Origin of the sequence: Fulvimarina thalattae (genome assembly GCF_040239565.1) — a bacterium.
Classification (GTDB): Bacteria; Pseudomonadota; Alphaproteobacteria; order Rhizobiales; family Rhizobiaceae; genus Fulvimarina.
Genome location: NZ_JBEHWS010000005.1, coordinates 231,479 through 257,783 on the forward strand (window position 1 = coordinate 231,479; position 26,305 = coordinate 257,783).

Annotated in this window: 25 protein-coding genes; 13 read left to right on the plus strand and 12 right to left on the minus strand. The window is 61.1% G+C overall.

The window, feature by feature from the left end; genetic code table 11:
• The first annotated feature begins 4 nt into the window (after positions 1 to 4).
• A complete protein-coding gene (locus ABRA89_RS09030; protein ID WP_349941132.1) occupies positions 5 to 1,552 on the plus strand; it encodes a putative bifunctional diguanylate cyclase/phosphodiesterase in 1,548 nt (515 codons plus the stop codon).
• 795 nt (positions 1,553 to 2,347) lie between these two features.
• On the opposite strand, the gene ABRA89_RS09035 is transcribed toward ABRA89_RS09030, so the two are convergent.
• A complete protein-coding gene (locus ABRA89_RS09035) occupies positions 2,348 to 4,276 on the minus strand; it encodes a methyl-accepting chemotaxis protein (protein WP_349941133.1) in 1,929 nt (642 codons plus the stop codon).
• 552 nt (positions 4,277 to 4,828) lie between these two features.
• Between ABRA89_RS09035 and ABRA89_RS09040 the strand changes: the two genes are divergently transcribed.
• A complete protein-coding gene (locus ABRA89_RS09040; RefSeq protein ID WP_349941134.1) occupies positions 4,829 to 5,932 on the plus strand; it encodes a diguanylate cyclase in 1,104 nt (367 codons plus the stop codon).
• A gap of 15 nt (positions 5,933 to 5,947) precedes the next feature.
• Here ABRA89_RS09040 and serA read toward each other — a convergent pair whose 3' ends face one another.
• The 3 genes from serA to ABRA89_RS09055 form a co-directional block, all read right to left on the minus strand.
• The gene (gene serA, locus ABRA89_RS09045; protein WP_349941135.1) at positions 5,948 to 7,546 is read right to left on the minus strand and encodes a phosphoglycerate dehydrogenase; all 1,599 of its coding nucleotides are present in this window, start codon (positions 7,544 to 7,546) and stop codon (positions 5,948 to 5,950) included.
• Between the two features lie 287 nt (positions 7,547 to 7,833).
• Positions 7,834 to 9,009: a phosphoserine transaminase gene (locus ABRA89_RS09050; RefSeq protein ID WP_349941136.1), complete on the minus strand. Its 1,176-nt coding sequence runs from the start codon at positions 9,007 to 9,009 to the stop codon at positions 7,834 to 7,836.
• A gap of 179 nt (positions 9,010 to 9,188) precedes the next feature.
• Complete coding sequence (locus tag ABRA89_RS09055) at positions 9,189 to 10,004, minus strand: outer membrane protein (RefSeq protein WP_349941137.1); 816 nt, start codon at positions 10,002 to 10,004, stop codon at positions 9,189 to 9,191.
• 277 nt (positions 10,005 to 10,281) lie between these two features.
• Between ABRA89_RS09055 and metX the strand changes: the two genes are divergently transcribed.
• The 11 genes from metX to ABRA89_RS09110 all read left to right on the plus strand — a co-directional run bounded on the left by metX (position 10,282) and on the right by ABRA89_RS09110 (position 20,567).
• Complete coding sequence (gene metX, locus ABRA89_RS09060) at positions 10,282 to 11,469, plus strand: homoserine O-acetyltransferase MetX (RefSeq protein WP_349941138.1); 1,188 nt, start codon at positions 10,282 to 10,284, stop codon at positions 11,467 to 11,469.
• Entirely contained in the window at positions 11,466 to 12,122 is a 657-nt protein-coding gene (metW, locus tag ABRA89_RS09065; RefSeq protein WP_349941139.1) for a methionine biosynthesis protein MetW, read from the plus strand. The genes metX and metW overlap by 4 nt, the downstream gene beginning before the upstream one ends.
• An 85-nt stretch (positions 12,123 to 12,207) precedes the next feature.
• On the plus strand, positions 12,208 to 13,479 hold the full coding sequence (locus tag ABRA89_RS09070) for a hypothetical protein (RefSeq protein ID WP_349941140.1): 1,272 nt from the start codon (positions 12,208 to 12,210) through the stop codon (positions 13,477 to 13,479).
• A gap of 51 nt (positions 13,480 to 13,530) precedes the next feature.
• Complete coding sequence (locus tag ABRA89_RS09075; RefSeq protein ID WP_349941141.1) at positions 13,531 to 14,895, plus strand: sensor histidine kinase; 1,365 nt, start codon at positions 13,531 to 13,533, stop codon at positions 14,893 to 14,895.
• A complete protein-coding gene (locus tag ABRA89_RS09080; RefSeq protein ID WP_349941142.1) occupies positions 14,892 to 15,533 on the plus strand; it encodes a response regulator transcription factor in 642 nt (213 codons plus the stop codon). Before ABRA89_RS09075 ends, ABRA89_RS09080 begins: the two co-directional genes overlap by 4 nt.
• Before the next feature lie 220 nt (positions 15,534 to 15,753).
• Positions 15,754 to 16,026: a hypothetical protein gene (locus ABRA89_RS09085; protein ID WP_349941143.1), complete on the plus strand. Its 273-nt coding sequence runs from the start codon at positions 15,754 to 15,756 to the stop codon at positions 16,024 to 16,026.
• Positions 16,027 to 16,137: 111 nt separating this feature from the next.
• Complete coding sequence (locus ABRA89_RS09090) at positions 16,138 to 17,115, plus strand: PQQ-dependent catabolism-associated beta-propeller protein (protein ID WP_349941144.1); 978 nt, start codon at positions 16,138 to 16,140, stop codon at positions 17,113 to 17,115.
• A 49-nt stretch (positions 17,116 to 17,164) separates the two neighbouring features.
• Positions 17,165 to 17,857, plus strand: a complete 693-nt coding sequence (locus tag ABRA89_RS09095) for a cupredoxin domain-containing protein (protein WP_349941145.1) — start codon at positions 17,165 to 17,167, stop codon at positions 17,855 to 17,857.
• 73 nt (positions 17,858 to 17,930) lie between these two features.
• Complete coding sequence (locus ABRA89_RS09100) at positions 17,931 to 18,728, plus strand: ABC transporter ATP-binding protein (protein WP_349941146.1); 798 nt, start codon at positions 17,931 to 17,933, stop codon at positions 18,726 to 18,728.
• Positions 18,725 to 19,594 (plus strand): ABC transporter permease, encoded by an 870-nt coding sequence (locus tag ABRA89_RS09105; RefSeq protein WP_349941147.1) that lies wholly within the window; start codon positions 18,725 to 18,727, stop codon positions 19,592 to 19,594. Before ABRA89_RS09100 ends, ABRA89_RS09105 begins: the two co-directional genes overlap by 4 nt.
• Before the next feature lie 64 nt (positions 19,595 to 19,658).
• Entirely contained in the window at positions 19,659 to 20,567 is a 909-nt protein-coding gene (locus ABRA89_RS09110) for a hypothetical protein (protein ID WP_349941148.1), read from the plus strand.
• A gap of 33 nt (positions 20,568 to 20,600) precedes the next feature.
• On the opposite strand, the gene ruvA is transcribed toward ABRA89_RS09110, so the two are convergent.
• From ruvA to ABRA89_RS09150, 8 genes are all read right to left on the minus strand, one after another.
• Entirely contained in the window at positions 20,601 to 21,221 is a 621-nt protein-coding gene (gene ruvA / locus ABRA89_RS09115) for a Holliday junction branch migration protein RuvA (protein ID WP_349941149.1), read from the minus strand.
• Entirely contained in the window at positions 21,218 to 21,628 is a 411-nt protein-coding gene (locus ABRA89_RS09120; RefSeq protein WP_349941150.1) for a type II toxin-antitoxin system VapC family toxin, read from the minus strand. The genes ruvA and ABRA89_RS09120 overlap by 4 nt, the downstream gene beginning before the upstream one ends.
• The gene (locus ABRA89_RS09125; RefSeq protein ID WP_349941151.1) at positions 21,612 to 21,875 is read right to left on the minus strand and encodes an AbrB/MazE/SpoVT family DNA-binding domain-containing protein; all 264 of its coding nucleotides are present in this window, start codon (positions 21,873 to 21,875) and stop codon (positions 21,612 to 21,614) included. Before ABRA89_RS09125 ends, ABRA89_RS09120 begins: the two co-directional genes overlap by 17 nt.
• Positions 21,876 to 21,952: 77 nt before the next feature.
• Positions 21,953 to 22,471 carry a crossover junction endodeoxyribonuclease RuvC gene (gene ruvC / locus ABRA89_RS09130; RefSeq protein ID WP_349941152.1) on the minus strand — a complete coding sequence of 173 codons (519 nt, stop codon included), beginning with the start codon at positions 22,469 to 22,471 and terminating at the stop codon, positions 21,953 to 21,955.
• Between the two features lie 103 nt (positions 22,472 to 22,574).
• Positions 22,575 to 23,996, minus strand: a complete 1,422-nt coding sequence (locus ABRA89_RS09135; RefSeq protein ID WP_349941153.1) for an FAD-binding oxidoreductase — start codon at positions 23,994 to 23,996, stop codon at positions 22,575 to 22,577.
• A gap of 135 nt (positions 23,997 to 24,131) precedes the next feature.
• Complete coding sequence (locus ABRA89_RS09140) at positions 24,132 to 24,905, minus strand: VOC family protein (RefSeq protein ID WP_349941154.1); 774 nt, start codon at positions 24,903 to 24,905, stop codon at positions 24,132 to 24,134.
• Positions 24,906 to 24,943: 38 nt separating this feature from the next.
• Positions 24,944 to 25,657, minus strand: coding sequence for a DUF1428 domain-containing protein (locus tag ABRA89_RS09145; protein ID WP_349941155.1), 714 nt, complete (start codon positions 25,655 to 25,657; stop codon positions 24,944 to 24,946).
• A 13-nt stretch (positions 25,658 to 25,670) separates the two neighbouring features.
• The gene (locus tag ABRA89_RS09150) at positions 25,671 to 26,276 is read right to left on the minus strand and encodes a dihydrofolate reductase family protein (protein WP_349941156.1); all 606 of its coding nucleotides are present in this window, start codon (positions 26,274 to 26,276) and stop codon (positions 25,671 to 25,673) included.
• Between the last annotated feature and the right edge of the window lie 29 nt (positions 26,277 to 26,305).

The following is a 26,305-nucleotide window of genomic DNA, read 5'->3' on the forward strand; positions in this document are numbered from 1 at the left end:
CACGATGACCTTCACTTCGAATATTGTCCGCCGTATCGACCGGATTATCCTGACGTTTCTGCTGCTTTTCGCTGCTCAATGCGCGTTCGTACTGACCTATCCCTCGCACGCGCTACGGAATACAATCGAGCAGGCAGGCCTGATAGCGTTGAATCTTGTGCTCTTCGGCATGCTCTTCGGCATGCGAAGGCTGGTCAGTCTATTGAACGATCACATCAAGAAATCGGTTCGCGAACAATCGAGATCGTATCAAATCGATTGTACGACCGGTGTTTTCACACGAAGTGCGTTTATCGAGAGCTGTGACGCCGAACTGAAAACCGCCCGAAAAGACCTCGGATTCCTTCTTCACTTCGATCTCGATAACCTCAAGGTCATCAACGACACTCGCGGTCACGGTGCAGGCGATTTTGCTTTGCGCCAACTGACGAAATCGGCACGCGCGGTCGATTCGAGAGCTATTATCGGGCGCCTTGGCGGCGACGAGTTCGCCATGTTGGTGATGAATCGCCCAGCGAGCGAGGCGAAGTGGGTAGCCGAAGAGGTCAAGAAGCAACTTGGGCATCCGGTCCGGTTTGAAGGGAATACGCTCGAGTTGACGACTTCAATCGGTATCACTTCGATCACTGATGAAACGAAAAAGATAGAAGAACTACTGCATCAAACCGACCTTGCCCTTTACGCAAGCAAGAATGCGGGGCGAGCGCGTGCCAGTTTCTTCGATCCGTCGATGCTTAGCGAAACCAAGAGGATCAGGCTCGTCGAGCGGGAGCTTCGCGCTGCCATTCTCCTCAATGAACTGATGCTCGAATATCAACCGGTCTTTGACCGCGATGACCGAATGGTGGGCTGCGAGGCCTTGGTGCGGTGGCAGCATTCCGTGCGCGGTCGCATCATGCCATCGGAATTTATCGAGATCGCAGAGCGGTCAAGACTCATAGATAAGCTAGGCGAATGGGTACTCCGGCGAGCCTGTTCGGATATGGTAAAATTTCCAGGGCTCAGGGTCGGCGTGAATATCTCGGCCGGACAGATCAAACGCGACGAAATCATCTCAACAGTAGAAGCGGTTCTGCATGAAACGGGCCTAGAGCCGCAACGACTGGTGCTTGAGATAACAGAGAGTATGGGTCTGGATCAGATACTGGAAGCACGCGCTCGCATCGAGCAGCTGCTCAAGCTTGGAGTTAGGGTATCACTCGATGACTTCGGCGCAGGCCATAGCGGCTTTTCCTACCTGCAGTCATTTCCCGTCTGCTCTATCAAGATCGATCGGGCGTTCATCGCCAAACTCGGCGAGAGCAAGGCGAGTACCAATCTCGTCGGCGCGCTCGTCAATCTCGCGCATGCCTGTCAGATCGACGTAGTCGCAGAGGGCATCGAGACCTCCGAGCAGCTGAACCTTTCCAAACAGGCGGGGGCGAATTTCTTTCAAGGGTATCACCTTTCGCGGCCGATCTCGTTGGGTGCCCTGACAAAGCTTGTATCCGAACAAAGCACCGCGCACTGCTGCGTAGAAGATAGCGAACAATCGCTACAACGCGTCGCCTGATATCCTGCCCGCAGGGATCCGACCGAGCTCAAGCAGGCGCTCCTCGTCCTTGCAGATTTCGTCCGAGCGGCCGACGCACATTCGCAGGCGGACAAAAAAGTGGTCGGACCCAGCCCCGGAGGTCAGGAAAGGTCAATCGCGAACAAGCTCTTCATTCGTCACTCAGATCCGTCCGCATCCGGTAGAGAAGTTCTTTTTGCTACCGTCGTTTCGATAGACGCTGAAGCTCTTGAAAGCTGGTCTGCGCATCGAAGTGCCTCACGCCTTCCACCCTTCTCCGCTGACTGTCCGGTTCGGCGATGCAGGCAATCCGGTCACCATCGTAAGTTGAGAAGACGGCAGACAAATTCCGGTTGCAGGTACCCGGAGCACAACAAGCCGTCGAGCTCTTTACTGTACCATCTCGGTCATTTTCGCCGTTCAAACCGCGATCGCAAAACCTCCGACGAATCGCATACTCTCGAAGCGGACTAAGCGAACAGGGACGTTCTTGGTTCTCAACACTCCCATCCGTGTCCAGAAACTTCGCCGCGTGCAAGAGTAGAAAAGCAGGTTCGGTCCATAACGAGTTTGACCTTGAAATGAACCAAGCGGACTACCGCTGACCGACTAGAGAACTTGAAACCCGAAAAGCTTACAAGCGGCTCGAGACGACCGGGACGACGCTTGAACAGCCGCACGGTTCGCGGAGCCCCGTACGTCAGGCCCTCCCGATATCACCCTGCGCAATAAAAAAACGCCGACCCGCACTCCAGCGCGGACCGGCATCCTGAATTTCCCGGTAGGAATAGTGGCTTAAAACTCTTCCCAGTCGTCCTCGGCAGGCTTCATCAGCGTGTTGCCGACCTGAATCGGGGCGCTGCGTTTGGGCGCAGGGGCAGCTTTCGGCTTGGCCGGGGCCGGCTTAGGCTCGGTCCGCTCTGCGGCTGGCCGGGCCTTGGCCTGCGGGCGGCTGGAGAGCGCGAATTTGGCGATCAGCAGGCTTAGATGCTGGGCTTCTTCTGCGAGCTGGTGCGTGGCGGCGGTCGTTTCCTCCACCATCGCGGCGTTCTGCTGCGTCGTCTGATCCATGTCGATCACGGTTGTGTTGACTTCGCCGAGTCCCATGGACTGGCCGGAAGCGGCCTCCGAAATCGCCGAAATCGACGCGTTGATCTCCGCGATGAAACCGGCGATCTCACTGAGGGACGTGCCGGCCTTGTCGACGAGTTTCACGCCATGACTGACTTTCTCGCCGGAATTGTTGATCAGTTCCTTGATCTCGTGCGCGGAGTCGGCCGAGCGCTGGGCCAACGCGCGGACTTCCTGCGCGACGACCGCAAAGCCGCGCCCTGCCTCGCCGGCCCGTGCCGCTTCCACGCCCGCATTGAGCGCAAGAAGGTTGGTCTGGAAGGCGATCTCGTCAATCACGGTGATGATCTGCGACATCTGCTTGGATGAAGCGTCGATGGTCGACATCGCCTGACGCGCTTCCTCGACGACGCTGACGGAGTCGTCCGCCCGCCGCTTGGCCGCATTCGCGGTCTCGCGCGCCGTCCCGGCCTGCTTCGAGGTGTCTTTGACGCCGTCACTGATCTCGCCGATGGCTGAGGTCGTCTCCTGAAGACTCGCCGCCTGGCGTTCTGTGCGCTGGGAGAGATCGTCGGCGGCAGCCCGGATTTCCGAAACCCCCGTCTCGATCGAGCCGGATACCTCGGCGATCGATCCGATCGCGGTCTCGATGGCGTCGAGCGCCCGGTTGAAGTCGCTGCGCAGCTTCTCGTAGGCCGGCGGGAATGCGGTGTCGATGCGCGCCGTGAGATCACCCTCGGCGAGACGGTTGAGGCCCGTGCCGATCTCACTCACGACCTTCGCCTGATGAGACATCGTCTCTTCCTGGCGCTTGCTGGCGTTCTCACGCTCGGCGCTCGCGGCCCTTTCGGTATCCCGCGCCTGCCGCTCGACGAGGTCCTTCTCCACCGCGCCCTTTCTCAAGCCGTCGATGGTGCGCGCGAGTGATCCGATCTCGTCGGCGCGCTCGGTGCCGGGGATGTCGGTTTCCATTTCACCCTGACCGAGGCGCTTCGTCGCGGCGCTAAGATGGCTCAAAGGAGCGAACAGCTTGCGCGAGGCGAAGACACAGCCGATGGAAACCAGCGCCACGATGCCGAGAGAAACGAGGAGAATGATAATCTCCAGCTGACGCACATGGGCGAAGAACTCTTCCGCCTTTACGCCAACATAGAGAATGCCGATGGTCTCGCCGCTGGCGTTTTTGATCGGGTCATAGGCGGTGTAGAAAGACGTTCCCAGAATGTCGGCCTCACCACGATAGGGCTGACCACGTTCCAGAACCGCATCGTAGACCGGGCCCTTGGCAAGCTTCGTGCCCACCGCACGGGTCCCGTCGTCCTTCATCACATTGGTGGTGACGCGTGTATCGCCCATGAAGATGGTCGCGGTGCCGCCAACGAGTTCCTTCACTGTGTCCACAGGAGCGGTGTTGTCGTTGAGAAGGGTTCCGTCAGCATAGAACTTGCCGTCGCGTAGAGCGTAATTCGTACCGACGTTGCCGAGTACGTTCCAGGCGACGCGCATATTCGCTTCCTGACGCTCAGTCGCCTGGCGTTCGGCGCTGGTGTTGAGTGAAACAAAAATCGTTCCGAGAACTGCGCCCGCAAGCAACAGGAGACCGATGACGACCATACCGGCCGTTTTCGCAGAAAGCGACAGTTTGGAAAGCATTGGTGTCCCTCTTAATCTCGACAGAGATTGAATAACGTCGGTTATGATGTGTCCCGTTTCGGTAAGGAACCAGTTAACGTCGGGACTTCAATGCAAGAAACTGCGCCAACCAGAGCGAATTATCTGCCACTTATCGTCATCCTGCGCTATAGCGCTGGCTTCGGGCTTAATTTACGCAAATCGCGAAAAGTTGCAGTTTCGCAACTAAAGATCGAATATTTTGGAGATTTGTCGCTAGCGATATATTCCTTGGCTCAAGTCTCGGCAAACCAAGATTACTGCGCGGCACCAGACATGAAATTTTGCGTCGAAAGCATGAATATTGGCCGCGAGGCACTCTTCCTCTTTTCGGTACGAGTTGGCACGAGAGCTGCAGTCTATGCCGAGATTCACTCGCCTCTTCGCGATATCAGGCGACGCAAGCTGCACTCCAATACTGCCTTAAACTTCACAACCCAAAGATGATCAGATAGCCACATACAGCATTACCGGAAAGGTAACCCCGTACGGGTAACATGAGGCTCGGCGGCACTTATGCTGCGGGGTGGAGTGATGCTTAGTCAGGATCTGCTGCTGGACATGGTGAACGCGATGGGCGTCTTTGCCCTCGTGACGCTCACCTATGCCTATATCCTGCGCGGCACGAAGGTCGGCACCGTGCGGAGCGTCCTGATCGGCATCATGTTCGGAACCGGCGCGTGCCTGGCGATTGCCAACGCCACCGAGTTCATTCCCGGTCTCTTCATCGATCTGCGCGTCGTGATGCTGGTTCTTGCTGCGCCGTTCGGCGGCGTGCTCGCGGCTGTCATCGCCGCTGTGATGACGATCGCGCTGCGCATTCACGAAGGCGGGGTCGGCGCGCAGGCAGGCGTGATGAGCATTGTCGCGACGGCCGCTGTTGGCATTTGCTTTGCGCATTTCGTGATGGACGTCAAACGACCAATCTCAATTGACAAGCTGTTCACCCTCGGCCTTGCGAGCAATATCCCCCACCTCCTCATCCTGACTGTGCCTGTTCCGAACGCCGCTGAAATGTTCATGTGGGCGATCGGTCCGCTCACCGTGGCCGACACCCTTGGCGTCCTTTTGCTCGGCCGCGTGCTCGGCGATGCCTGCCAGAGCCACTTCTCTCGCGAACGTCTTGCCGTGGAAGCAACGACCGATCCGTTGACCGGCCTGCCGAACCGCCGCGACTTCGAACGCCGGATCGCGCTCGTCCTCGAACGAGCCAGCCGCGACGGTACGCCGGTCTCCCTGCTCGTTATCGACGTCGATCATTTCAAGCGGATAAACGACACACTCGGGCACGAGGTGGGCGATGTCGTGCTGATCTGGATCGCGGATATCATCCGCGAGCAAATGCGCGGCTGCGACCTGATCGCCCGCTATGGCGGCGAAGAGATCGTCGTCGCCATGCCCGGCTCGGACACCTCCGGAGCGTTGCGTACGGCCGAGCGGATACGCGGCATTGTCGAAGCAAAAGGGGAGCTTGAACCGAAGACTGGCCATCGCGTGACCATCAGCATCGGAGTCGCGACCGAGATCGAAGAATTCGTCGATCTCTTCAACGCAGCCGACGAAGCGCTCTACGCCGCCAAGCGGCAGGGCCGGAACAGGGTCGTCATCGAGCCCGGCCCGCACCGCGCGGCGGCGTAGAATCTGCGTTCTCGCTCAGGAAATACCGTCGAAGCGCAGGGCAACGGCGCGGTGGATTTCCTTGTGATCGCGCACCTGATCGAGCACGCCTTCCGGCACCGCCGAATCGACGTAGAGAAGCGCGATCGCATCGCCGCCGGGCCGGTTACGGCCGAGCTGGAAGTTCGCGATGTTGACGCCCGCCTGACCGAACACCGTGCCGAGAAGGCCGATGATGCCCGGCGCGTCGTTATTGGTCGTATAGACCATGTGCTCGCCGATCTCGGCATCGATGTTGATGCCTTTGATCTGGATGAAGCGCGGCTTGCCGTCCGAAAACACCGTACCGGCGACCGAGCGTGTTTGCTTCTCGGTTACGATCGTCAGCTTGATGAAGCTGTCGAACACACCGGACTTGTCGCGAGTGGATTCCGTGATCTGGATACCGCGTTCGCGCGCCATGATCGGCGCCGAAACCATGTTTACGTCGGCCACCTGGCTCTTCATCATACCGGCTAGCGTCGCCGAAGTGAGTGCCTTGGTGTTCATCTCCGAGACGAGACCGTCATAAACGATCTCTACAGAGCGGATCGCCTCTTCGCTCACCTGACCGACAAAGGCGCCAAGGCATTCGGCGAGTTTCACGAACGGCGTCAGGATCGGCGCTTCCTCGGCGGTGATCGACGGCATGTTGATGGCGTTCGTCACCGCACCGCGCGTCAGATAGTCCGACATCTGCTCGGCGACCTGAAGAGCGACATTTTCCTGCGCCTCCGTCGTCGAAGCGCCGAGATGCGGGGTGCAGACAACGTTGTCCAAGCCGAAAAGTGGCGAGTCTGTCGCGGGCTCTGTCTCGAACACGTCGACGCCGGCGCCCGCCACCTTACCGGATTTGATGGCTTCGGCGAGATCGGCCTCGACGATCAGCCCGCCGCGTGCGCAGTTCACGATGCGCACGCCGTCACGCATCTTGTTCAGCGCCTCAGCGTTGATCATGCCGCGCGTCTTGTCCGTCATCGGCGTGTGGAGAGTGATGAAGTCGGCGCGCTTATAGAGATCGTCGAGCTCGACCTTCTCGATACCGAGCTGGTTGGCGCGCTCTTGGGAGAGATAAGGATCGAACGCAATCACTCGCATGCGGAGGCCAACGCCGCGGCTCGCGACGATCGCGCCGATATTGCCGCAACCGATGACGCCAAGCGTCTTGCCGGTGAGCTCGACGCCCATGAAGCGGCTCTTCTCCCACTTGCCCGCCTGGGTCGAGGCATCGGCGGCCGGAAGCTGGCGCGCGACCGCGAACATCATCGCGATGGCGTGTTCGGCCGTCGTGATCGAGTTGCCGAAGGGCGTGTTCATCACGATGATGCCCTTCTTGGAGGCCGCCGGAATGTCGACATTGTCGACGCCGATGCCGGCGCGGCCGACGACCTTCAGATTGGTCGCCGCCTCGATGATCTTCTCGGTGACCTTCGTCGCCGAGCGGATCGCGAGGCCGTCATACTGGCCGATGACCTCAAGCAGCTTCTCCTTGTCCTTTCCGAGGTTCGGCTGAAAATCGACCTCGACACCGCGATCGCGGAAAATCTGGACGGCGGTTTCGGAGAGTTTATCGGATACCAGTACGCGAGGTGCCATGGGAGATGTCCTGTGGATGAGGCGCTGCCGTTGTCGGCGCGCGGGGAATTAGTAAGTGGCGAATGTCGTCACCCCGGCCTCCATGCCGGGGTCCATTCCTCTTGCCGCGCGCCGCGTGCGATCCTTGCGATCGTTTGCGACGGTTGGGGAGGAAGGGTCTCAAGAGTGGGCGCCATGCGCTCTCGGAGACCGGGATGACGAGAGATCGAGTGCGGGATGGACTTTCTGCGCGCCCCGCTCCACGGCACGAAGCCCGAGGATAACGAGACGCGAGTGTATAGGCGCTGTCAGGCCGCCTTCTTCAGCGAAGCTTTCTGTGCTTCGAAGGCCCAGCCGACCCACGGCATGAGTGCCTCGACGTCTGCCGTCTCGACAGTCGCGCCGCACCAGATGCGCAGGCCTGGAGGGGCATCGCGATAGGCACCGACGTCGAGCGCGACGCCCTCTTCATCGAGAAGCTTGACGACGCCCTTGGCGAAGGCCGCCTGCTCGTCGTCGGAGAGCGCCACCACGTCCGGATCGGTGAAGGAGAGGCAGACGGAGGTGTTCGACCGAATCGCCTTGTCAGCGGCGAGGAAACCGAGGAAACTATTCGCTTCCACATAGGATTCCACCGCCCGCAAATTGGCGTCGGCTCGTGCCTTCAGGGCGTCGAGGCCACCAATGCCTTTGCCCCACTGAAGTGCGTCGAGATAGTCCTCGACGCAGAGCATCGACGGCGTGTTGATCGTCTCGCCCTTGAAGATGCCCTCGATCAGCTTGCCGCCCTTGGTCATGCGGAAGATCTTCGGCAGCGGCCAGGAAGGCGTATAGCTTTCGAGGCGCTCGACGGCGCGCGGCGAGAGGATGAGCATCCCGTGGGCCGCCTCGCCGCCCATCACCTTCTGCCAGGAGAAAGTGACGACATCGAGCTTGTCCCAGGGCAGGTCCTGCGCGAAGGCAGCGGAGGTCGCATCACAAATGGTAAGGCCGCCGCGATCCGACGGGATCACGTCGCCGTTCGGCATCTTCACGCCGGACGTCGTGCCGTTCCAGGTGAAGACCACGTCTCGATCGAAGTCGACCTTCGAGAAGTCGACGATCTCGCCATAACCAGCTTCGAACTTGCGCACATCCTCAAGCTTCAGCTGCTTGATGGCATCCGTGACCCAGCCCGAACCAAAGCTTTCCCAGGCGACCATGTCCGTGCCGCGTGCGCCGAGCATCGACCACATGGCCATCTCGACCGCGCCCGTATCCGAGGCGGGCACGATACCGATCCGATAGTCGGCGGGAATGTTCAGGAGTTCGCGGGTCTCGTCGATGGCTCTCGCGAGCTTGGACTTGCCGATCTTGGCCCGATGGGACCGGCCGAGGGCCGCATCCTCAAGAGCTTCGAGGCTCCAGCCGGGGCGCTTTGCGCAGGGGCCGGACGAGAAACGCGGATTGGCCGGGCGCGTGCCCGGCTTTGCATGCAGTGTCATATCTTGACTACCCTTTCAGATAGGCGCGCCTCGTTGGGGAGGCGTGTCCCACTGTCGGCGATATGACCTTCTTACGGTTTGGTCAAGCCGTGTTTCGATAAATGGCGAGGCATTCTAAGCTCGCGATTCGAAAAGATGGCTGATCACACAGAGCTGGGAAGACGTTCGATCAGGCACGCCTACCAGAGCGAGTAGCGCAGGCCGACAGTGATCGCATGGCGGTCGAAACCATCGTCTTTCTGTTCGAGGCTAAACTTGTCGCCGTCCTGGATGTGGGTGACGCTCATCCTGGGCATGTCCGCACCTTCGACGTCGGAGTAGCGGTAACCGACATCGAGCTTCAGGCTCTTGTTGATATCATAGGAAACGCCGGCCATCAGCGAATAGGTAAAGCGCCAGTCGGATGTCTCCTGCGTATCGTAGGTAAAGGTGTTGTCGAAGGTACAGCTGCCGCCGAGATATGAGCAGGTGGCCTGTTCCATCTTGACGTGCGTGGCGCCGACACCGCCGCCCACGTAGGGTGTCAGACCCACATATGTTCCGAGATCGAAGTAACCGTTCGCCATTACCTGCCAGGCGGTCAGGTCGCCGGAGCGCAGATTGTCATAGGCTCCGTCGGCGAACGTTACATCGGTCTTGAAGCGCGTCGCGGTGACGTCCGCGCGGAGATAATCGGTAAAGCGGTGTCCGGCACCGAGGGTGAATTCAAAATCACCATCGACATCGAGATCACTGTATTGTCCGCGCTGCGGAAAAGCTGGCGGGCAAGCTTGGCCCGTGCATTCGATGGTCCAGTCGGCGTCGGTCATGCTTTCGAACGCATAGCCAACATCACCGCGCAGATACCACCCATTGCCGATCTCGACCGGCTGCAGCTCGGGCGCTGCTTCGTAGATCGGCGTCGAATAGATCGGCGGCAGGTCTGCCGCATGAGCTGTGGACCATCCGAGCAGTGATACGCTCGCGACGACTGCCGCTCTCAGGTTCTTCGTCATATCGGCTTACCCCTGCTTCAAGGCGGTTCGTCGATCCGCGATCGATCGAACTTTGAGGCCACCATGGATCAGAACCGTTAAGAGCTGATTAACCCTATCTTTTAACCATGATTTTTCGCCTTGCCCGAACCCTGACATCGATCAGATCACGCACCAAACGCCCCGTTGGCGCGGCTCCCCTGCCGCATTGAGCCGCCACGAAACTTCCGATGTTTCCCCAAACGATCCGATGCATTAGAGACGGGGCTCAATGGAAGAGATCGAACACAGTCCGAGCATGAGCGAAACCGTCATCGACGAAGATCTGACCCGCGCTGCGGGCAGCCGCGAGGCCTACAGGCCGTCGAGCCCCGTCGCCGAATTCGGCGCGAACGAACCTCTGCACCTTGATGCCGGTATCGATCTCGCTCCGTTCCGGATCGCTTACAACACCTATGGCGAGCTGAATGCGGACAAGTCGAACGCCATTCTGATCTGCCATGCCCTGACCATGGACCACTATCCCGCGAGCCCCTCCCCGACTACGGGCAAGCCCGGCTGGTGGTCGGCTCTGATCGGCGAAGGCAAGCCGATTGATACCACCAAGTTCTTCGTCATATGTTCGAACGTGATCGGCGGATGCGGCGGATCGACCGGACCAGCCTCGATCGATTCCGAGACCGGCGATCCCTATGGCCTGAACCTCCCCGTCATCACCATCCGCGATATGGTGCGGGCGCAGAAGATGCTCGTCGAGCGCTTCGGCATCGACACGCTTTTTGCCGTCGTAGGCGGGTCCATGGGCGGAATGCAGGTGCTCGAATGGACCGTCAGCTATCCGGACAAGGTCTTTGCCGCCGTACCCATCGCCACCGGCGCGCGCCACTCGGCCCAGAACATCGCCTTCCACGAAATCGGCCGTCAGGCGGTGATGGCCGATCCGGAATGGTATGGCGGGCGCTATTTCGCGAGAGGGAAGCGCCCGACCAAGGGTCTCGCCGTCGCGCGGATGACGGCGCACGTCACGTATCTCTCGGAGATGGCACTGCACCGCAAGTTCGGGCGTAACCTTCAGGATCGCGAGACCTTCGGCTACGGCTTCGATGCCGATTTCCAGATCGAGAGCTATCTGAGGCATCAGGGCTCGACCTTCGTCGACCGGTTCGACGCGAACTCCTATCTCTACCTCACGCGGGCGATGGACTATTTCGATATCGCTGCCGATTTCAAAGGCCTCCTCGCCAACGCGTTCCGGGGCTCGAAGACGCGGTTCTGTCTCATCTCGTTCTCGTCTGATTGGTTGTTTCCGACGGCCGAGAGCCGGGAGATCGTCCACGCGCTCAATGCCGCGGCGGCTTCGGTCTCCTTCGTCGAGGTCGAGACCGACAAAGGGCACGACGCCTTCCTGCTGGACGAGCCGGATTTCTACCGCGCGATGGACGGGTTTTTATCATCTGCCGCCCGGGCACGAGGACTGACCGAATGAGCGCTATCGATCTTCCCGGCAGCCCCACTACCGCGACCGTCACCGCACCACCGAGCGCGCGTGTCGATCTCGACATCATCGCAGAGCTGGTGACGCCCGGTAGCCGGGTTCTCGACGTCGGCTGCGGTGACGGCTCGCTGCTACAGCTGCTGGAAGCTCGCCGCCAGGTCGATGGACGCGGTGTGGAAATCTCGCAGGCTGGCGTCAACGACTGCGTGGCGCGCGGGCTTTCCGTCATTCAGGGTGATGCGGACCGCGACCTCGTCTATTATCCGGATCAGTCCTTCGACTATGTGATCCTTTCCCAGACGATCCAGGCGACTCGCAATCCGAAAGAGGTGCTCTCTCAGCTTCTTCGGATCGGAAAGCGGGCGATCGTCTCATTTCCGAATTTCGGTCATCTCACGGTCCGCGCCGCGCTGATGTTCCGGGGTCGGATGCCCATGACGAAGAACCTGCCGCAACCCTGGTACGACAGTCCCAACATCCATTACTGCACGATCCGCGACTTCGCAGAGCTCGCGAAAGAACTCGGAGCGGAAGTCGAAACCGCGCAGGCGATCAATGCGACCGGTCAGAAGATGGCCATGGCGATGCCATGGTCGTTCTGGAACCTGTTCGGCCAGCAGGCGGTGTTCGTTCTCCGGCGATAGAGTTCGCGGCGCTTTCCCGCGCTTCCGATACGGCACCTCCATGCTATTGTTCACCGGAGTCGATTTCGGCGAAGGGAGATCGGGCATGGCAAAGATCAGGAAAGCCATCGCACCCATGATAGTCGCGATGGCTATGATCGCGGTAGGCGTCGTCGGCAGCGCGCGCGCTCAAACGTCCGGCGAGTCGACCTATCTACCTTACGAAGGCACGACAGCCTGGGACGAGAACAGCTTCGGGACGGTCTTTGAGGGCGACGGCTGGCGCGTAACGCTGCGCAAGATGGGGACCGGCGACACGGCGCGAACCGTTGCCGATATATCCCGCGAGGATGGTGCCTCACAGCTCTTCGATCTTTTCGATGCGGAGTTCAATCCGCGCGGCGAGATCGGCCTCCAGCCCCTCACCCCCGGCGGGCAGACACTTCTCATCACCTATTATTCCGGCGGCGCCCATTGCTGCACCTCGATCGTTCTCTTCTGGGAACGGGACGGCGGAATCGAAAAACTCGACTTCGGCGACTACGACGGCGGCGGCGCGGGTTTCGAAGATATCGATGGCGACGGAACTAAAGAAATCATCACCGTCGATCAGCGCTTTCTCTACTTCTTCGACGGCTACGCCGCATCCCTATCGCCGACGCGCATCCACAAGCTCGACTGGGACGGCATCCAGGATGTCACCGAGGTTCAGTGGTATCGGCCCTATCTCCGAAAGGAATTCACCGGCGATCTCAATCGATTCTTGAACCCGGATGAGGGGATGGATTTCGGCGGACCCCTTCCGCAAGGGATCGTCGCCGGGCTCATCGCGAAAGCGGCTCAGCTGGGCGTCTGGCGCGCGACTGAAGCGATGATGCCGCAGGATGTCCTTTCGGCGACCCGAGAGGACTGGTCGATCACTTGTCCATCAGATGTCTGCAGCGACGAGCGCGAATTTTCGACACTGAAAGAGGCGCTGGAGACCATCCTGCCGGGCTGGGGCTACCCGAAGGAACCGCCTCTTTCACAAGAGGTCCAAGCCTATTTTGCTTCTCTCGTCGGCAGCGAATTCGGCGCCGTGCGCGAAGATGGCGAACTCGGCTGCGATCTCGGTCCCATAGCCTTTTCGAAAGGTCTGGACGGCGCGAATATCGAATACTCTGCCTATGAAAGCGCCTGTACGTTCCACAACGGCTCCGTCGGCGAGAATACGTCGCTCGTGGAAGGTCTCTGCTCCGGAGAGGGCATGTCCTGGTTCAGCTGGTTCGTGTTCGAACAGAACGGCGACACGCTGCGCCGGACAGACTGGTCGAGCGATCCGGCGCAGGCCCTTGCCTCGCCCCGATTCTCGGAGTTCCGCCGCTGCTCGGCAGGATAGATGACGCGCCTCGTGTTGCCTCAGGGCCCATAACGAGGCAACACATCCGGCGTGTCACTCAAATCCCGCCTCGCCCTGACCTTTGCCATCGCCTTCGTCGCCATCATCTCGATCGGCGGATTGTTGACCTATGAGCAGGCGCGCGACTCGATCGCATCGGAACTGAGAGCCGCCGAAACGAGCGCGGCGAACCGTGTCGCGCAACTCATCGCCGAACTTCCCGCCACGCGCGATGTGCAAGGCAAGCTTCAGGGTTTCATCCGCGCCCATAATGGCGATCGCGATGTGCGTATGATGCTGATCGATTCGCGAGGCGAGGTGCGGGCGACGTCTCAGCCGGCCGAGGTCTATCGAGGGCTACCGCAATGGTTCGTCACGCTGCTGGCACCGCCGCAGCCCACCCGGATCATCCCGCTCAGCGGCCTTGCGGCGCCGGTCGTCGCGGTCGTCGTCTCCATCGATCCGCGAAACGAAATCGCGGAGACCTGGGGCGATGCGGTCAACTTCGTGATGATCCTCGTCGCCTTCGTTCTCATCACCTTCGCCGCGATCTGGCTCGTCGTCGATTATTCGCTCAAGCCGCTCGGCCTCATTCAACGGGCATACGAGCGGATCGGCGCCGGGGAGACCGCGGTGCATGTCGCGCCGAAGGGACCGCCGGAACTTCGTGATCTCGCCCATGGACTCAACCGGATGGCCAACCGTCTCGACGACGCCTCGCTCGCCAACCGGCGCCTCTCCGAACAGCTGCAGCGGCTGCAGGACGAAGAGCGGGCGGCGCTTGCCCGCGATCTTCACGACGATGTCGGACCGCTTCTCTTCGCCATCGATGTCGAGGCCGGTGCGATCGCGCGCAAGCTCCCGCAGGAAGAGGAAAGCGGCGCTGCCGAGCGGGCGCAGGCGATCAAGACGAGCGCCGCCCAGGCCCGGAAGGCGGTGCGGCGCATCCTCACCGAACTCAGGCCCGGCGTCATGCCCGGCCTCGGCCTCAAGGCAGCGCTGGAAGACCACCTCGCGACCCTCGGCGAGCGCCATCCGAACGTCGCCTTCAAGATCGAGGCTGAGGACGCCACCTATCCGGCGCCAGTCGAAACGACGATGTTCCGCGCAATCCGCGAGGCCGTTCACAACGCTTTGAAGCACGGACTGCCGACGCGCATTTCCGTCAGACTGTCCGAGAAGAACAACGTCTTGTCCTTCAGCGTGCGCGACGATGGCGGAGGCTTTGGCGAAGGAAAGCAGAAACACGGCTTCGGCATTATCGGCATGCGAGAGCGCCTCGAATCGGCCGGCGGCTCGCTGGAGGTGGGCGAAGTACTTCTTCCCGCTGGCGTTCGCGTCGAAGGTCGCATACCTCTTTCGCAAAAAGCAGGTTCGGCCGCTTCAGGAGAAAATTCGATGGAGCAGGAGACGTGAAGATACTCATCGTCGATGACCACACGGTCGTTCGAGACGGCGTCAAACGTCTGGTCGATACGCTTGGCGTCACGGAATTCGGGGAAGCGGAAACACCGTCCGAGGCGCTGGCGGAATTCCGCCGGCTGAGGCCGGATGTAACCGTGCTCGACATCAACCTGAAGAACGGCAGCGGACTGGAGGTCCTGCGCCGGCTGAAGGCCGACACGCCGACGGCCAGGATCGTCGTCTTCTCGATGTATTCCGACATCGCTTATGCCGCTTCGGCCCGGCGCGAAGGCGCTCTGGGCTACGTCGCGAAAAGCGCGCCGTCGGACGAACTTCTCGTCGCGATCGAGAAGGCCCTCGACGGCAAGACCTATACCGATACGGAGACGGCGGCGCTGATGAGCGAGCAGCCGCAGAATGCGGGCCTTGAGACGCTGACGCGCCGTGAGCTGCAAATCCTTCAGATGCTGGGAGAAGGCAACAGCCTTTCCGAGATCGCCGAAGGTCTCGGCATCGCCTACAAGACGGCCGCCAACACCGCGACAAAGCTGAAGGAAAAGCTTGGCCTCGACCGGACCGCCGATCTCGTGCGCTTCGCCCTCGAAACGCGGGGCGGGCGAATGCTCGCGGAACAGGCTGCCGAAGAATAACGAGCGATTCAGCCATTTTCAGCGCGAAGCGGCATGAAGCCGGGAAGTAGTCCCGTTGCCGCGAATACGGCCGCGCCACATCCTACCCTCGGTCGCTGCCACTCACCGCGTCTCCCAAGGTGCAAGTGGGTGGTGGCGGCCGGCCCTTCGCTCATATTCGACGCAAACGCGAAGGTAGCTGTTTCACCGCCGATCTCAGTGCAAGAGGACATAAAAGATCATGATGAAACGCCTTCTTCTCGCTTCGATCTTCGCCGCAGGTTCCACCATGGCTTTCGCTCAGGATGGTGACGACTCGGTCGAAGAGATGGCCTCCGACGAAGAAACCCAGATGGTGCAGGAGACGCTTTCCAAGATCGGATGCGAAGCGCCAAGCGTCGAAAAAGAGAGCGACAATCTGTTTGAGGTCGATGACGCGACCTGCGAAATCGGCCAGTACGACATCAAGCTCAACGGTGATTACAAAATCACGGTGATGTCGATCGACGAATAAATAGAGAGCTCGGCACCCGGTGCGATCCGGTTTCCTGCGGATCGCACAAGCTGCCAGGCTTTGAAATTGACCTTCGGAACGCCAGAGCGTGCCGATCCCAAGGGAGGACCGATGAAGAACCTTTTGGTTTCCAGTGCAATCGCCGGGGCTTTGATGCTCGCTGGCACGCCCGCCTTCGCCTACAAGATATTCGTCTCGAACGAGAAGGGAAACGACATCACGGTTCTCGATTCGGAGACTTTCGAGGTGACCGACACCTTCGATGTCGGTCAGCGCCCCCGCGGCATCGCGGTGAGCCCGGATGGCAAGAGCCTCTATGTCTGCACGTCCGACGACGACATCATCAAGGAATTCTCGACCGACACCTACGAGTTCATCCGCACCCTGCCCTCCGGTCCGGATCCTGAGCTTCTCGTCCTGTCGCCCGACGGCAATACGCTTTACGCCGCGAACGAGGACGACAACCTCGTTACGGTGATCAATCTGGAGACCGGATCACGCGTGATCGAGATTCCGGTCGGCGTCGAGCCGGAGGGTATGGGCGTTTCGCCAGACGGCCAGACGATCGTCAACACGTCGGAAACGACGAACATGGCCCATTTCATCGACAAGGACAGCCATCAGATCACGGCAAACGTTCTCGTCGATTCCCGGCCGCGCTTTGCCCAATACAAGGCCGATGGTTCGGAAATCTGGGTCTCCGCCGAGATCGGCGGCACCGTTTCGGTGATCGATGCCGAAACCAAGCAGATCAAGGAAAAGATCACCTTCGAGATCCAGGGCATCCGCTCGGAGGCAATTCAGCCGGTCGGCATTCGCATCACGCCCGACGACTCCAAGGCCTATGTCGCGCTCGGCCCCGCGAACCGCGTCGCCGTCATCGATACCAACACCTACGAGGTGGTCGATTATCTCCTGGTCGGCCAGCGTGTCTGGCAGCTCGCCTTCTCGCCGGATGCCGAGCATCTCTTCACCACCAACGGTATCTCGAACGACATCTCGATTGTCGACGTCTCCGATGACGAGGTGATCAAGTCGGTTCAGGTCGGTCAGCAGCCCTGGGGTGTCGCCGTCGCAGACGTCGATTGAGTGCAGGCACCCCGCTCGAAACAATCGCAAACAGCAGACTGGAGGAACTATGCTGAACAACAAACTCTGGCTCGCCCTTATGGCATCGAGCATCATGCTCGCGCCCGCTGCATATGCCCAGGACGACGCATCCGGCTCGGCCGAGAGCACAATGGAGTCGGGCGCGTCTGACGATGCATCCGCCGCCGCGGACGATGACGACGACGACGCAGTCTCCGGCGAAGCAGCCGGAATGGATGACGATGACGACGATGATGATGACGATGACGTCGCATCCGGCGAGATGGTCCCGCCGGCGAGCGAGCTTAACATGGCACCGGGCTCCGAGATGATGCCGGCCGCCGCACTCAACGGCGACCAGATCGGCCTGCCTCCGGTTTCCCTTTCTTCGCAGATCATCACGCCTCTCGTCATCGGTGAGGACGGCGAGCCTTATGCGGTCAGCGCCAAGGATTTCGTGCTGCGTGCCGGCCAGCCCTATCGCTGGGACATCGTGTCCGAGGGCGGCGTGGAGTATAAGTGGCATGCGCCGGACTTCTTCCGGAACGTCTGGAACAACCAGATCGTCGTGGAGGATCGCGAAATCCACATGGACGGCTCGCCCGCCTGGCTGGAATTCGATACCCAGGGACCGATCACGGTTCAGTTCCAGACCATTCGCCCCGGGCGCTATGAATGGTATGTGGAAGGACTCTCGGACGAAGAGCACGACATGAAGGGCACGATCACCGTCGTACCATAAGCCTTCGCCGACAGATCGATTACCGAAACGGCGCGCTTTTCTCGCGCCGTTTCCGCATTGGGAGGCATAGCGCGTGGCCAATACGGCTGACGTTTCGAAGACATCGGCGCCGTTCGCTCTCGAAGTGGACGGCGTCAGCCATTCCTATGGCAGCCGCAAGGCGCTGGACGACGTGTCGTTCTCCGTGCCGCAGGGCTCGTTCACCGCCCTTCTCGGTCCGAACGGAGCCGGCAAGTCGACGCTCTTCTCGCTGATCACGCGGCTCTTCAACACGCGGTCGGGGGATATCCGCATCCTCGGATTTCCGCTCCGCGAGAAGCCGACCGAAGCACTCCGCCGACTCGGCGTCGTCTTCCAGGCGCGCACGCTCGATCTCGACCTCTCGATCAAGCAGAACCTCACCTACCATGCCGCGCTGCATGGCATCGGCAGCAAAGCGGCCGAAGAGCGCATCGGCGAAATCCTGAAAACTTCCGAACTCTCCGAACGCCTCGGCGAAAAGGCGCGTAATCTCTCCGGCGGCCAGCTCCGCCGCATCGAGATCGTCCGCGCCTTCATGCACCGCCCGCGCCTCATCCTCCTCGACGAGCCGACGACGGGTCTCGACATTAAGTCGCGCGCCGAGATCGTTTCGGAGGTGCGACGGCTCGTAGAGGAGGAGAACGTCTCCGTTCTGTGGGCGACCCATCTGATCGACGAGATCGACGCCTCGGACCGGGTGGTCGTCCTCCATCGCGGCACGGTGCTCGCCGAAGGATCGGTCGACGACGTGACCGAGGCCGAGAACGCGGAATCGATCCACGACGCCTTCACCCGGCTCACCGGTCTTGCCCGGCCGGATCAACCCAAGCAGGTGGAGACCTTGGCATGAGCGAGGACGTCTCTACCGAGCGCTCGGCCGCGAGCACCGTCCACCACGACGAGCCCACCGGCTTTTCCACGAGAGCCTACGCGATCTGCGCTGGCGGCATCATCTGGCGCGAGGCGCTGCGCTTCCTGCACCAGCGCGAGCGCTTCGTCTCGGCATTGGTCCGCCCGCTTCTGTGGCTCTTCATCTTCGCCGCCGGTTTCCGTCAGGTGCTCGGCGTTTCGATCGTCGCCCCGTACCAGACCTACATCCTCTACGAAGTCTACATCACGCCGGGCCTCATCGGCATGATCCTCCTTTTCAACGGCATGCAGTCCTCGCTCTCCATGGTCTACGACCGGGAAACCGGGACGATGAAGACGCTGCTGGTCTCGCCGCTCCCTCGCTGGTTTCTGCTTGTCTCGAAACTGGCCGCGGGCGTCGCGGTCGGCATTTTGCAGGTCTATGTCTTCCTCGCTGTCGCGTGGTTCTGGGAGGTTCGCCCGGACTGGATCGGCTATCTCTACGTCTTGCCGGCACTCGTCCTGACCGGGCTCATGCTCGGCTCGCTCGGCATGCTGCTCTCCTCGCTCGTTCAACAGCTGGAGAACTTCGCGGGTGTCATGAACTTCGTGATCTTCCCGATGTATTTCGCATCTTCGGCGCTCTACCCGTTGTGGCGCGTCCAGGAATCGAGCCCACTCCTCTATACAATCTGCCTGTTCAACCCGTTCACCCATGCGGTGGAGCTCGTGCGCTTCGCCCTCTATCAACAGTTCAATCTGGAAGCGTTTCTCGTCGTGACCGGCTGCACCGTGTTCTTCCTTGGTGCAGCGATCATCGCCTATGACCCCGCACGCGGCACCATCGCGCGCAAGAAGCAGGGCTGATAAAAACGGGCCAAGACGATGCCCGCCACGAGATGAAACGCAACGAAAAAGGGAGGCTTTTTCGATGACGACGAAAACCACTTCGCTCCGCCTGACGCGCTCGGCAGCGTGGATCGCAGCGGCGCTCTCAATCGCGCTCGCGCAACCTGCCCTCGCCCAGCGCGACGAGAGCCAGCCGCGCGACATCCCGGAAGGCTTCGTCCTGCCGGGTCCTGCACCAACCAATGCACCGGATGCCAACGCGGACGGGACCGTACCGGCTGCCGAAAACCCTGATGCGGCTACCCAATCCGAGGAACAGGTAGCTCCCACGGGCGAAAGCGCCGCGACGAGCGAACCGACCTCGCAGGGCGGTTCGCTTGCGCCGGCCACCGAGACTGTCGTCGGAGAAGGCCGCACGGCAGCCAACCCGATGGCCTTCGCGAATGCGCCGGAAACCGGGACCACGGACTGGCCCTGTGTCCAGCGGCAGGTCGCGACGATCCAGCCGGCACAGATGTGGGCCGGACCCGATCTCTCCCTCGGCAACGAGATCGAGCGCACACCTGAAATGCGTGCCATCGTGGATCGTGCGGTCGCCCGTCGCATTTCCGGCGAGGAAGCCCAACAGCTGGCGCGCGAATATATCGACGAAGTGCCTGAAGCCGACCGGGAGAAGGTTGCGGCAGCGCTCTTCACCGACATGCTCGATCGACTGAACGCCGAGCGCGGCCAGGTCATGAACGGCATCCTGCGCTACGGCTCACGCCAGAAGCAGCTTGCCGACGCCCTGCGCGAGAAAGCGGCCCGAATGGCAGAACTGCGCCGCGAAGGCGACGCCACGGCCTTCGCCGATATCCGCGAGGAAATCGCCTGGGACACCCGCATCTTCGACGACCGTCGCAAGTCTCTCACCTATGTGTGTGAAGTCCCGATCCTCATCGAGCAGCGCGCTTTCGCTCTGGGACGCGAACTCAGCCGCAACCTCGGCTGAAACAGGATCGGCACGGGAAGCGCTGAGACGATCTCACCGGCTCAACGCCTTCAGTCCGAACCGGATCAGCTTGGCGCTGTCGGCCCCCTCGCCTGCTTCCTTGACAGCCGTAGCGACGGCGGTCGCAGCCTGATCGCGCGGATAGCCAAGATTGGTAAGCGCCGAGACTGCATCGGCGACCGGAGCGGAGGCGGTCCCGCCGCCGATATCCCGCTTTAGCCCGAAGCTCTCCTCCGAACCCGCCCCGGAGAAGGCCGGCGCGCGGTCTTTCAGTTCGGCGACGATCCGCTGGGCGACCTTCGGCCCGACCCCCGGGGTGCGCGCGACCATCGCCTTGTCCTGTAGCGCGACGGCATTGGCGAGATCGCCCGAGGAGAGCGTGCCGATCACGGCGAGCGCCACCTTCGAGCCGACGCCCTGCACCGTCTGCAGCAGACGAAACCAGTCCCGCTCGACGGCCGTCGCAAACCCGTAGAGCCGGATCATGTCCTCGCGGACGATCGTCTCGATAAAGAGCACGATTGCCTCGCCGACGCCCGAGAGCCCCGCCAACGTGCGGGTCCCACAAAAGGCCACGTAGCCGACGCCGTGGACGTCAACGACCACGTGATCCTCGCCGATCTCCTCGACCGTCCCTTTCAGCTTTCCGATCATGCGGTGCCTTCCGGCGTGACGATGTCGAGGTCGGGAAAATAGCTGCGATACCGCGCCGGATCGCGCGTCAGCAGCCGATGCCCTCCGACAAGCGCATGCGCACCGATCAGAAAGTCCGGCATCGTCCGCTCCCGCCTCCCGCCTCGCTGGCGGTAGAGGCGATGGGCTTGCCCGGCCGGATACGCGGCGGCGAAGGGGAATGCTTCGCGGCGATAGGGAAACACCGAGTAAATCGCCTCGATGTCGATCTCGGGACCAAGGCCGGCACTCAATTCAGCCCAGACGACCGCACTCAGGATCGCCGGTCCCTGATCCAAGGCCATGGCGACCGAATTCGCGGATCCTTCGAATCGCGGGCTGGGTTCAGTGAGATCGATCCAGATGTTCGTATCAATCAGGATCGACATCGTTCCGAGGCCCCCTCAGCCAGTCGACGTAAGTCTTACCGTCCATACCGTTGAATAAATTCTGACCATGAAACTGGCTAAAGTGCTGCCGCATGGCCTCAATCCGCTCTTCGCGCGAACGCTCGACGTTGACGAGGCTGACCCCGTCACCTTTTTCGACGAAGTCCACCTCGCTGCCTGGCCCGATTCCGAGCTTGTCACGGATCGGCTTGGGGATCGTCACCTGCCCTTTTTCCGTCACGCGCATGGCATCGCCTCCGGTAATACCGCTTCAGTAATACCTACGATCACAAAAAGAACAAGTCAAGAACGAACGTGGTGATTTCACCGCCCGGCCATGGCCAATCTCGAATGCGCCGATTGCCGGTGATGGGTGTGGCAGATCGCAATCGCAATCGCGTCCGCAGCGTCGTCCGTGTCGAAGGTCGCCTTTGGCATCAGCACGTTGACCATCATGTGGATCTGCTTCTTGTCGCCGTGACCGACCCCGATGACGGCCTTCTTCACTGCATTCGGCGCGTATTCGGCAACTGGAATTCCCGCAAGCGAGGGCACCAGCAGCGCAATACCCCGCGCCTGCCCGAGCTTCAGCGTCGCAACAGCGTCCTTATTGACGAAAGTCTGCTCAACCGCCGCCTCATCGGGCCGGTGGGAATGGATGATCTCGCTCAACCCGTCGTGCAGCTGCCTGAGGCGCGAGGCGAGATCGCATTTGGCATCGGAGGTCACCGTGCCACTCGCAACGAAGCGCAGGGAGTTTCCTTGCGTCTCCACGACGCCCCAGCCCGTGCGCCTCAGCCCCGGATCGATGCCGATGATGCGAATGGGTGTCTCCTGCAGCATGATGGATTCGCTCCCCGTTCGTTAACACGCACAGGAAGAGATCGCATCCGAATCGTGAACAAAGCTAAAACAATTCGAGATTTTCCGAAAGACGAACGCGCGCCTAATCGGCGTCCAGGGAGAAGATCTTGCCCGGATTCATGATATTGAGCGGATCGAGCGCGGTCTTGATCGCGCGCATCAGGTTGACCGCATCGCCGAGTTCGGCACTCAGATAGCCGCGCTTGCCCTGGCCTATGCCGTGTTCTCCGGTGCAGGTGCCGTCCATGTCCAGCGCACGTTCCGCCAGCCGTTTCATGAAGCGTTCGGCGGCCGCGATTTCGGAGGCCTCATCGGTATCGATCAGCAGCGTCACATGGAAATTGCCGTCGCCCACATGGCCGACGATGGGCGCGATCAGCCCAGCCGCCTCCGCATCGGCTCTGGTCTTGTCGATGCAGTCGGCAAGGCGTGAGACCGGCACGCAGACATCCGTCGCAATGCCCTTCGCACCGGGTCGCAGGCCGAGCGAAGCCCAGTAGAAATCATGCCGCGCCTTCCAGAGGCGGGAGCGCTCCTCTGCCCGACTCGCCGACTTCAGCTCGCCGCCGCCGTTATCCTCCACGATCGCCGCGAATGTCTCAGCCTGCTCCGCCACCGAGTTGGGGCTGCCGTGAAACTCGACGAAGAGATGGGGCGTCTCGGAAAGGTCCATCTTCGAATAATCGTTCGTCGCCTTGATCGAGAGCGCGTCGAGAAGCTCGATCCGGGCGACCGGCAGACCCATCTGCACTGTCTGGATCACCGCGTTCACGGCATTGGTCACGTCATCGAACGGACAGACGCCTGAGAGAATCTGCTCGGGTATGCCGTAGAGCTTGAGATTGAGCTTGGTGATGATGCCGAGCGTTCCCTCCGAACCGACGAGAAGCCGCGTGAGATCGTAGCCGGCAGACGTCTTCTTCGCCCGCCGAGCGGTGCGGATCGTGGTCCCGTCGGCCATCACGGCGTTAAGCGCCACCACATTGTCGCGCATCGTGCCGTATCGCACGGCGTTCGTGCCGGATGCGCGCGTCGCCGCCATACCGCCGAGCGAAGCGTTGGCCCCGGGGTCGATCGGGAAGAAGAGGCCTGTATCGCGCAGGTGTTCGTTCAGCGTCTCGCGCGTCACCCCAGGCTCCACGGTGCAGTCGAGGTCTTCGGCATTCACCGAAAGCACGCTGTCCATGCCGGAAAGATCGAGCGAAACGCCGCCGAAGGGCGCATTGACATGGCCTTCCAGCGAGGAGCCGACGCCGAAGGGCACGATCGGCATGCCGTGTTTGGCCGCGATCTTCACGAGCGTCTGCACCTCGGCCTCGCTCTTTGCGAAGAGAACCGCATCCGGCAACTGGTTCGGGATGTAGGTTGTGGTGTGGCTATGCGCCCGGCGCACGTCCTCGCCGGTGACGAGCTTTTCGCCGAACGTCTCCGAGAGCTCCGCGAGCGCAGCTTTCGTTCCGGGCCGTTGGGGCCTGTCCTCGGCCAGAATATCCGCAAGCGCCATGATCAACCTCCCCTTGTTCGTAGCGATTCGATCTTGAACGCTTCGACTTGGGAGGACAACGCATGTCGCCCAGATTTGATCACGCCGCCGAACGGTTTGGAGATGTTCGGCGGCCTGAAATATCGGCAGACTGCCTTATCGCCGCGGTCCTGTGAACATCAGCTTCGCACCCTGCGGATCGTTCATCTGGATCAGCCAGCCGCTGTCCTCCGGGAGCTCGACCGGACCGTGGGTAATAGTCCCGCCGCCGGCTTCGACGGCTTCCTTCGCCTTGTCGATGTCTTCCACCGTAAAGGCAAAGTTCCATAACGGTTTCGCGCCCGCATCGCGCGCGTTCATCATCGCGCCGATCCGCGTGCCGCCGACACCGATGAACGTGTAGTCGCCCATGTCACCCATTGGCATCGCACCGAGCTTTTCCCAGCCGAACAGCTTGCCGTAAAAGTCCAGCGCGGCCGTCTGGTCGCTTGTCACCAGCTCGTTCCAGGAACAGTGGCCGGGCGTTTCCGGCTCGAATGATCGGCTATCCTCGTCCGAAAAGCCGCGCATCACGTAGAACACCGCCCCTTGCGGATCGGCAAGGAAGGCGAAGCGGCCGACATTCGGGATATCCATCGGCGGCATGTGAACCGATGCGCCGAGGCTCTGAGCCTTTTCCGTCGCCTCATCGACATCGTCGACCCCGATATAGGCGGACCACAGGGGCGGCATCGGCGCCCCATCCGGCATCTTCATGATGCCGCCGACATCGGAGTCACCCGCCGAGAACATTCGGTAGTCGACACCCGGCGGGCCGTTTTCCGGTTTCGAGATCGTCCATCCCGCAGCGCGCTCGTAGAAGGCCTGCGCAGCGTCCTGGTCGCTCGTCATGAGTTCGTACCAGATCGGCATTCCATGTGGATTGGGCATTTCCGTTCTCCTTCTCGGCGTCGGCTCGATGTGCTGGATCAGGTGGTCGGCAAGACCTCGAACCCGCCGAAGATCATGCGTCTGCCGTCGAACGGCATGTCAGGAGGCATATCCTTCATGCGATCGTCCTCCATGACCGCCTTCATGCCGACATCTCGCTCTTCCTTGCTCCGCCATTCGAGAAAGGCGAAGACGACGCTTTCGTCCGGGTTCGCGAGGACCGCCTTCCGGAAATCGGTGACGTTGCCGTCTGGAACGTCGACGCCCCAGGCTTCGACCTGGCGAAGCACGCCAGCATCTCGAAACACCGGCCAGCCTGCCAGTGCGAAGTCCCGGAAAACCTCGCGTTTGTCGGAGGGAACCGCGATGATGAAGCCCTCGACATAACCGGGCTTTCCCGCAACCTGTTCGTCCATCAGCGCCTCGAACCCGCCGAAGATCATACGCTTGCCGTCGAATGGCATTTCGCCGATCTCCTCCATGCGCGGATCGGACATCATCTTTTCGAAGCAGGCGTCGGAAGCCGCCTTGTCGGCAAACTCCATCCAGCCGAAGGAAACCGTCTCCTCCGGCGTTGCCTTCACGGCCGTCTTGAAGTCGTTGATCTTGCCATCGGGAATGTCGTCGCCCCAGGTGTCGACGATCCGGGTCGCGCCGAATTCGCGGATCAGGGCCGAGGCTTTTCTCGAATGTTCGACGAAAGCGTCCCGATTGGCGGTCGGCACGGGCGTCACGAAGCCTTGAATAAACATGGATTTTCTTTCCTCACTCTGCCGACGGAACGTCGAGCAGCGGTACCTCGCCGGACCGCTCGTAGACGCCGATCGTCACGCCCGTCTGCGACACACGATGCTCGTCGAGCCGAAATCCTTTGGGAGCTGCGCCATCGAAGGCGCGCTTGCCGGAGCCGAGTACGATCGGGAATGTGAGGAGGAACAGCCGGTCGATCAGTTCCCGCTCGACGAGCCCCGGATAGAGCGTGCTCGATCCCTGCAGCAGAAGGTCCGGCCCATCGGATGCCTTGATGCCGGCAATTTCGTCGAGCCCGCCGACGCTTCGCGTGTTCTGCCAGTCGAAGGGACCGCTATCGTGGGTCACGACGAATTTCGTCGCGGCGTTGATGGCGTCCGCCATCGGGTCGTCCTTCACCTTCGGCCAGTGCCCCGCGAAGATATCGTAGGTCCGTCGGCCGAGGAGCAGATCGAATGGGTTCGAGAAGACCTCGCCCATGAAGCCGCCGACGGTCTCGTCGAAATGCGGCATCACCCAGCCACCCATCTCAAAGCCGCCGCTCGTGTCTTCCTTCGAACCGCCGGGTGCCTGGATGACGCCGTCGAGGGACTGGAACAGGCCAGCAACGATCCTACGCATAGAGTTCTCCGTCTTGTCATGTTTGCTCT

Bases quoted from the DNA above. Each gene is read 5' to 3' on its own strand.
- ABRA89_RS09110 (WP_349941148.1), top strand. From the start codon at position 19,659: ATGACGACGAAAACCACTTCGCTCCGCCTGACGCGCTCGGCAGCGTGG.
- ABRA89_RS09150 (WP_349941156.1), bottom strand. From the start codon at position 26,276: ATGCGTAGGATCGTTGCTGGCCTGTTCCAGTCCCTCGACGGCGTCATC.
- ABRA89_RS09035 (WP_349941133.1), bottom strand. From the start codon at position 4,276: ATGCTTTCCAAACTGTCGCTTTCTGCGAAAACGGCCGGTATGGTCGTC.
- ruvC (WP_349941152.1), bottom strand. From the start codon at position 22,471: ATGCTGCAGGAGACACCCATTCGCATCATCGGCATCGATCCGGGGCTG.
- ABRA89_RS09135 (WP_349941153.1), bottom strand. From the start codon at position 23,996: ATGGCGCTTGCGGATATTCTGGCCGAGGACAGGCCCCAACGGCCCGGA.
- ABRA89_RS09040 (WP_349941134.1), top strand. From the start codon at position 4,829: ATGCTTAGTCAGGATCTGCTGCTGGACATGGTGAACGCGATGGGCGTC.
- serA (WP_349941135.1), bottom strand. From the start codon at position 7,546: ATGGCACCTCGCGTACTGGTATCCGATAAACTCTCCGAAACCGCCGTC.
- ABRA89_RS09105 (WP_349941147.1), top strand. From the start codon at position 18,725: ATGAGCGAGGACGTCTCTACCGAGCGCTCGGCCGCGAGCACCGTCCAC.
- ruvA (WP_349941149.1), bottom strand. From the start codon at position 21,221: ATGATCGGAAAGCTGAAAGGGACGGTCGAGGAGATCGGCGAGGATCAC.
- metX (WP_349941138.1), top strand. From the start codon at position 10,282: ATGAGCGAAACCGTCATCGACGAAGATCTGACCCGCGCTGCGGGCAGC.
- ABRA89_RS09090 (WP_349941144.1), top strand. From the start codon at position 16,138: ATGAAGAACCTTTTGGTTTCCAGTGCAATCGCCGGGGCTTTGATGCTC.
- metW (WP_349941139.1), top strand. From the start codon at position 11,466: ATGAGCGCTATCGATCTTCCCGGCAGCCCCACTACCGCGACCGTCACC.
- ABRA89_RS09095 (WP_349941145.1), top strand. From the start codon at position 17,165: ATGCTGAACAACAAACTCTGGCTCGCCCTTATGGCATCGAGCATCATG.
- ABRA89_RS09145 (WP_349941155.1), bottom strand. From the start codon at position 25,657: ATGTTTATTCAAGGCTTCGTGACGCCCGTGCCGACCGCCAATCGGGAC.
- ABRA89_RS09055 (WP_349941137.1), bottom strand. From the start codon at position 10,004: ATGACGAAGAACCTGAGAGCGGCAGTCGTCGCGAGCGTATCACTGCTC.
- ABRA89_RS09125 (WP_349941151.1), bottom strand. From the start codon at position 21,875: ATGCGCGTGACGGAAAAAGGGCAGGTGACGATCCCCAAGCCGATCCGT.
- ABRA89_RS09140 (WP_349941154.1), bottom strand. From the start codon at position 24,905: ATGCCCAATCCACATGGAATGCCGATCTGGTACGAACTCATGACGAGC.
- ABRA89_RS09070 (WP_349941140.1), top strand. From the start codon at position 12,208: ATGGCAAAGATCAGGAAAGCCATCGCACCCATGATAGTCGCGATGGCT.
- ABRA89_RS09030 (WP_349941132.1), top strand. From the start codon at position 5: ATGACCTTCACTTCGAATATTGTCCGCCGTATCGACCGGATTATCCTG.
- ABRA89_RS09120 (WP_349941150.1), bottom strand. From the start codon at position 21,628: ATGTCGATCCTGATTGATACGAACATCTGGATCGATCTCACTGAACCC.
- ABRA89_RS09085 (WP_349941143.1), top strand. From the start codon at position 15,754: ATGATGAAACGCCTTCTTCTCGCTTCGATCTTCGCCGCAGGTTCCACC.
- ABRA89_RS09050 (WP_349941136.1), bottom strand. From the start codon at position 9,009: ATGACACTGCATGCAAAGCCGGGCACGCGCCCGGCCAATCCGCGTTTC.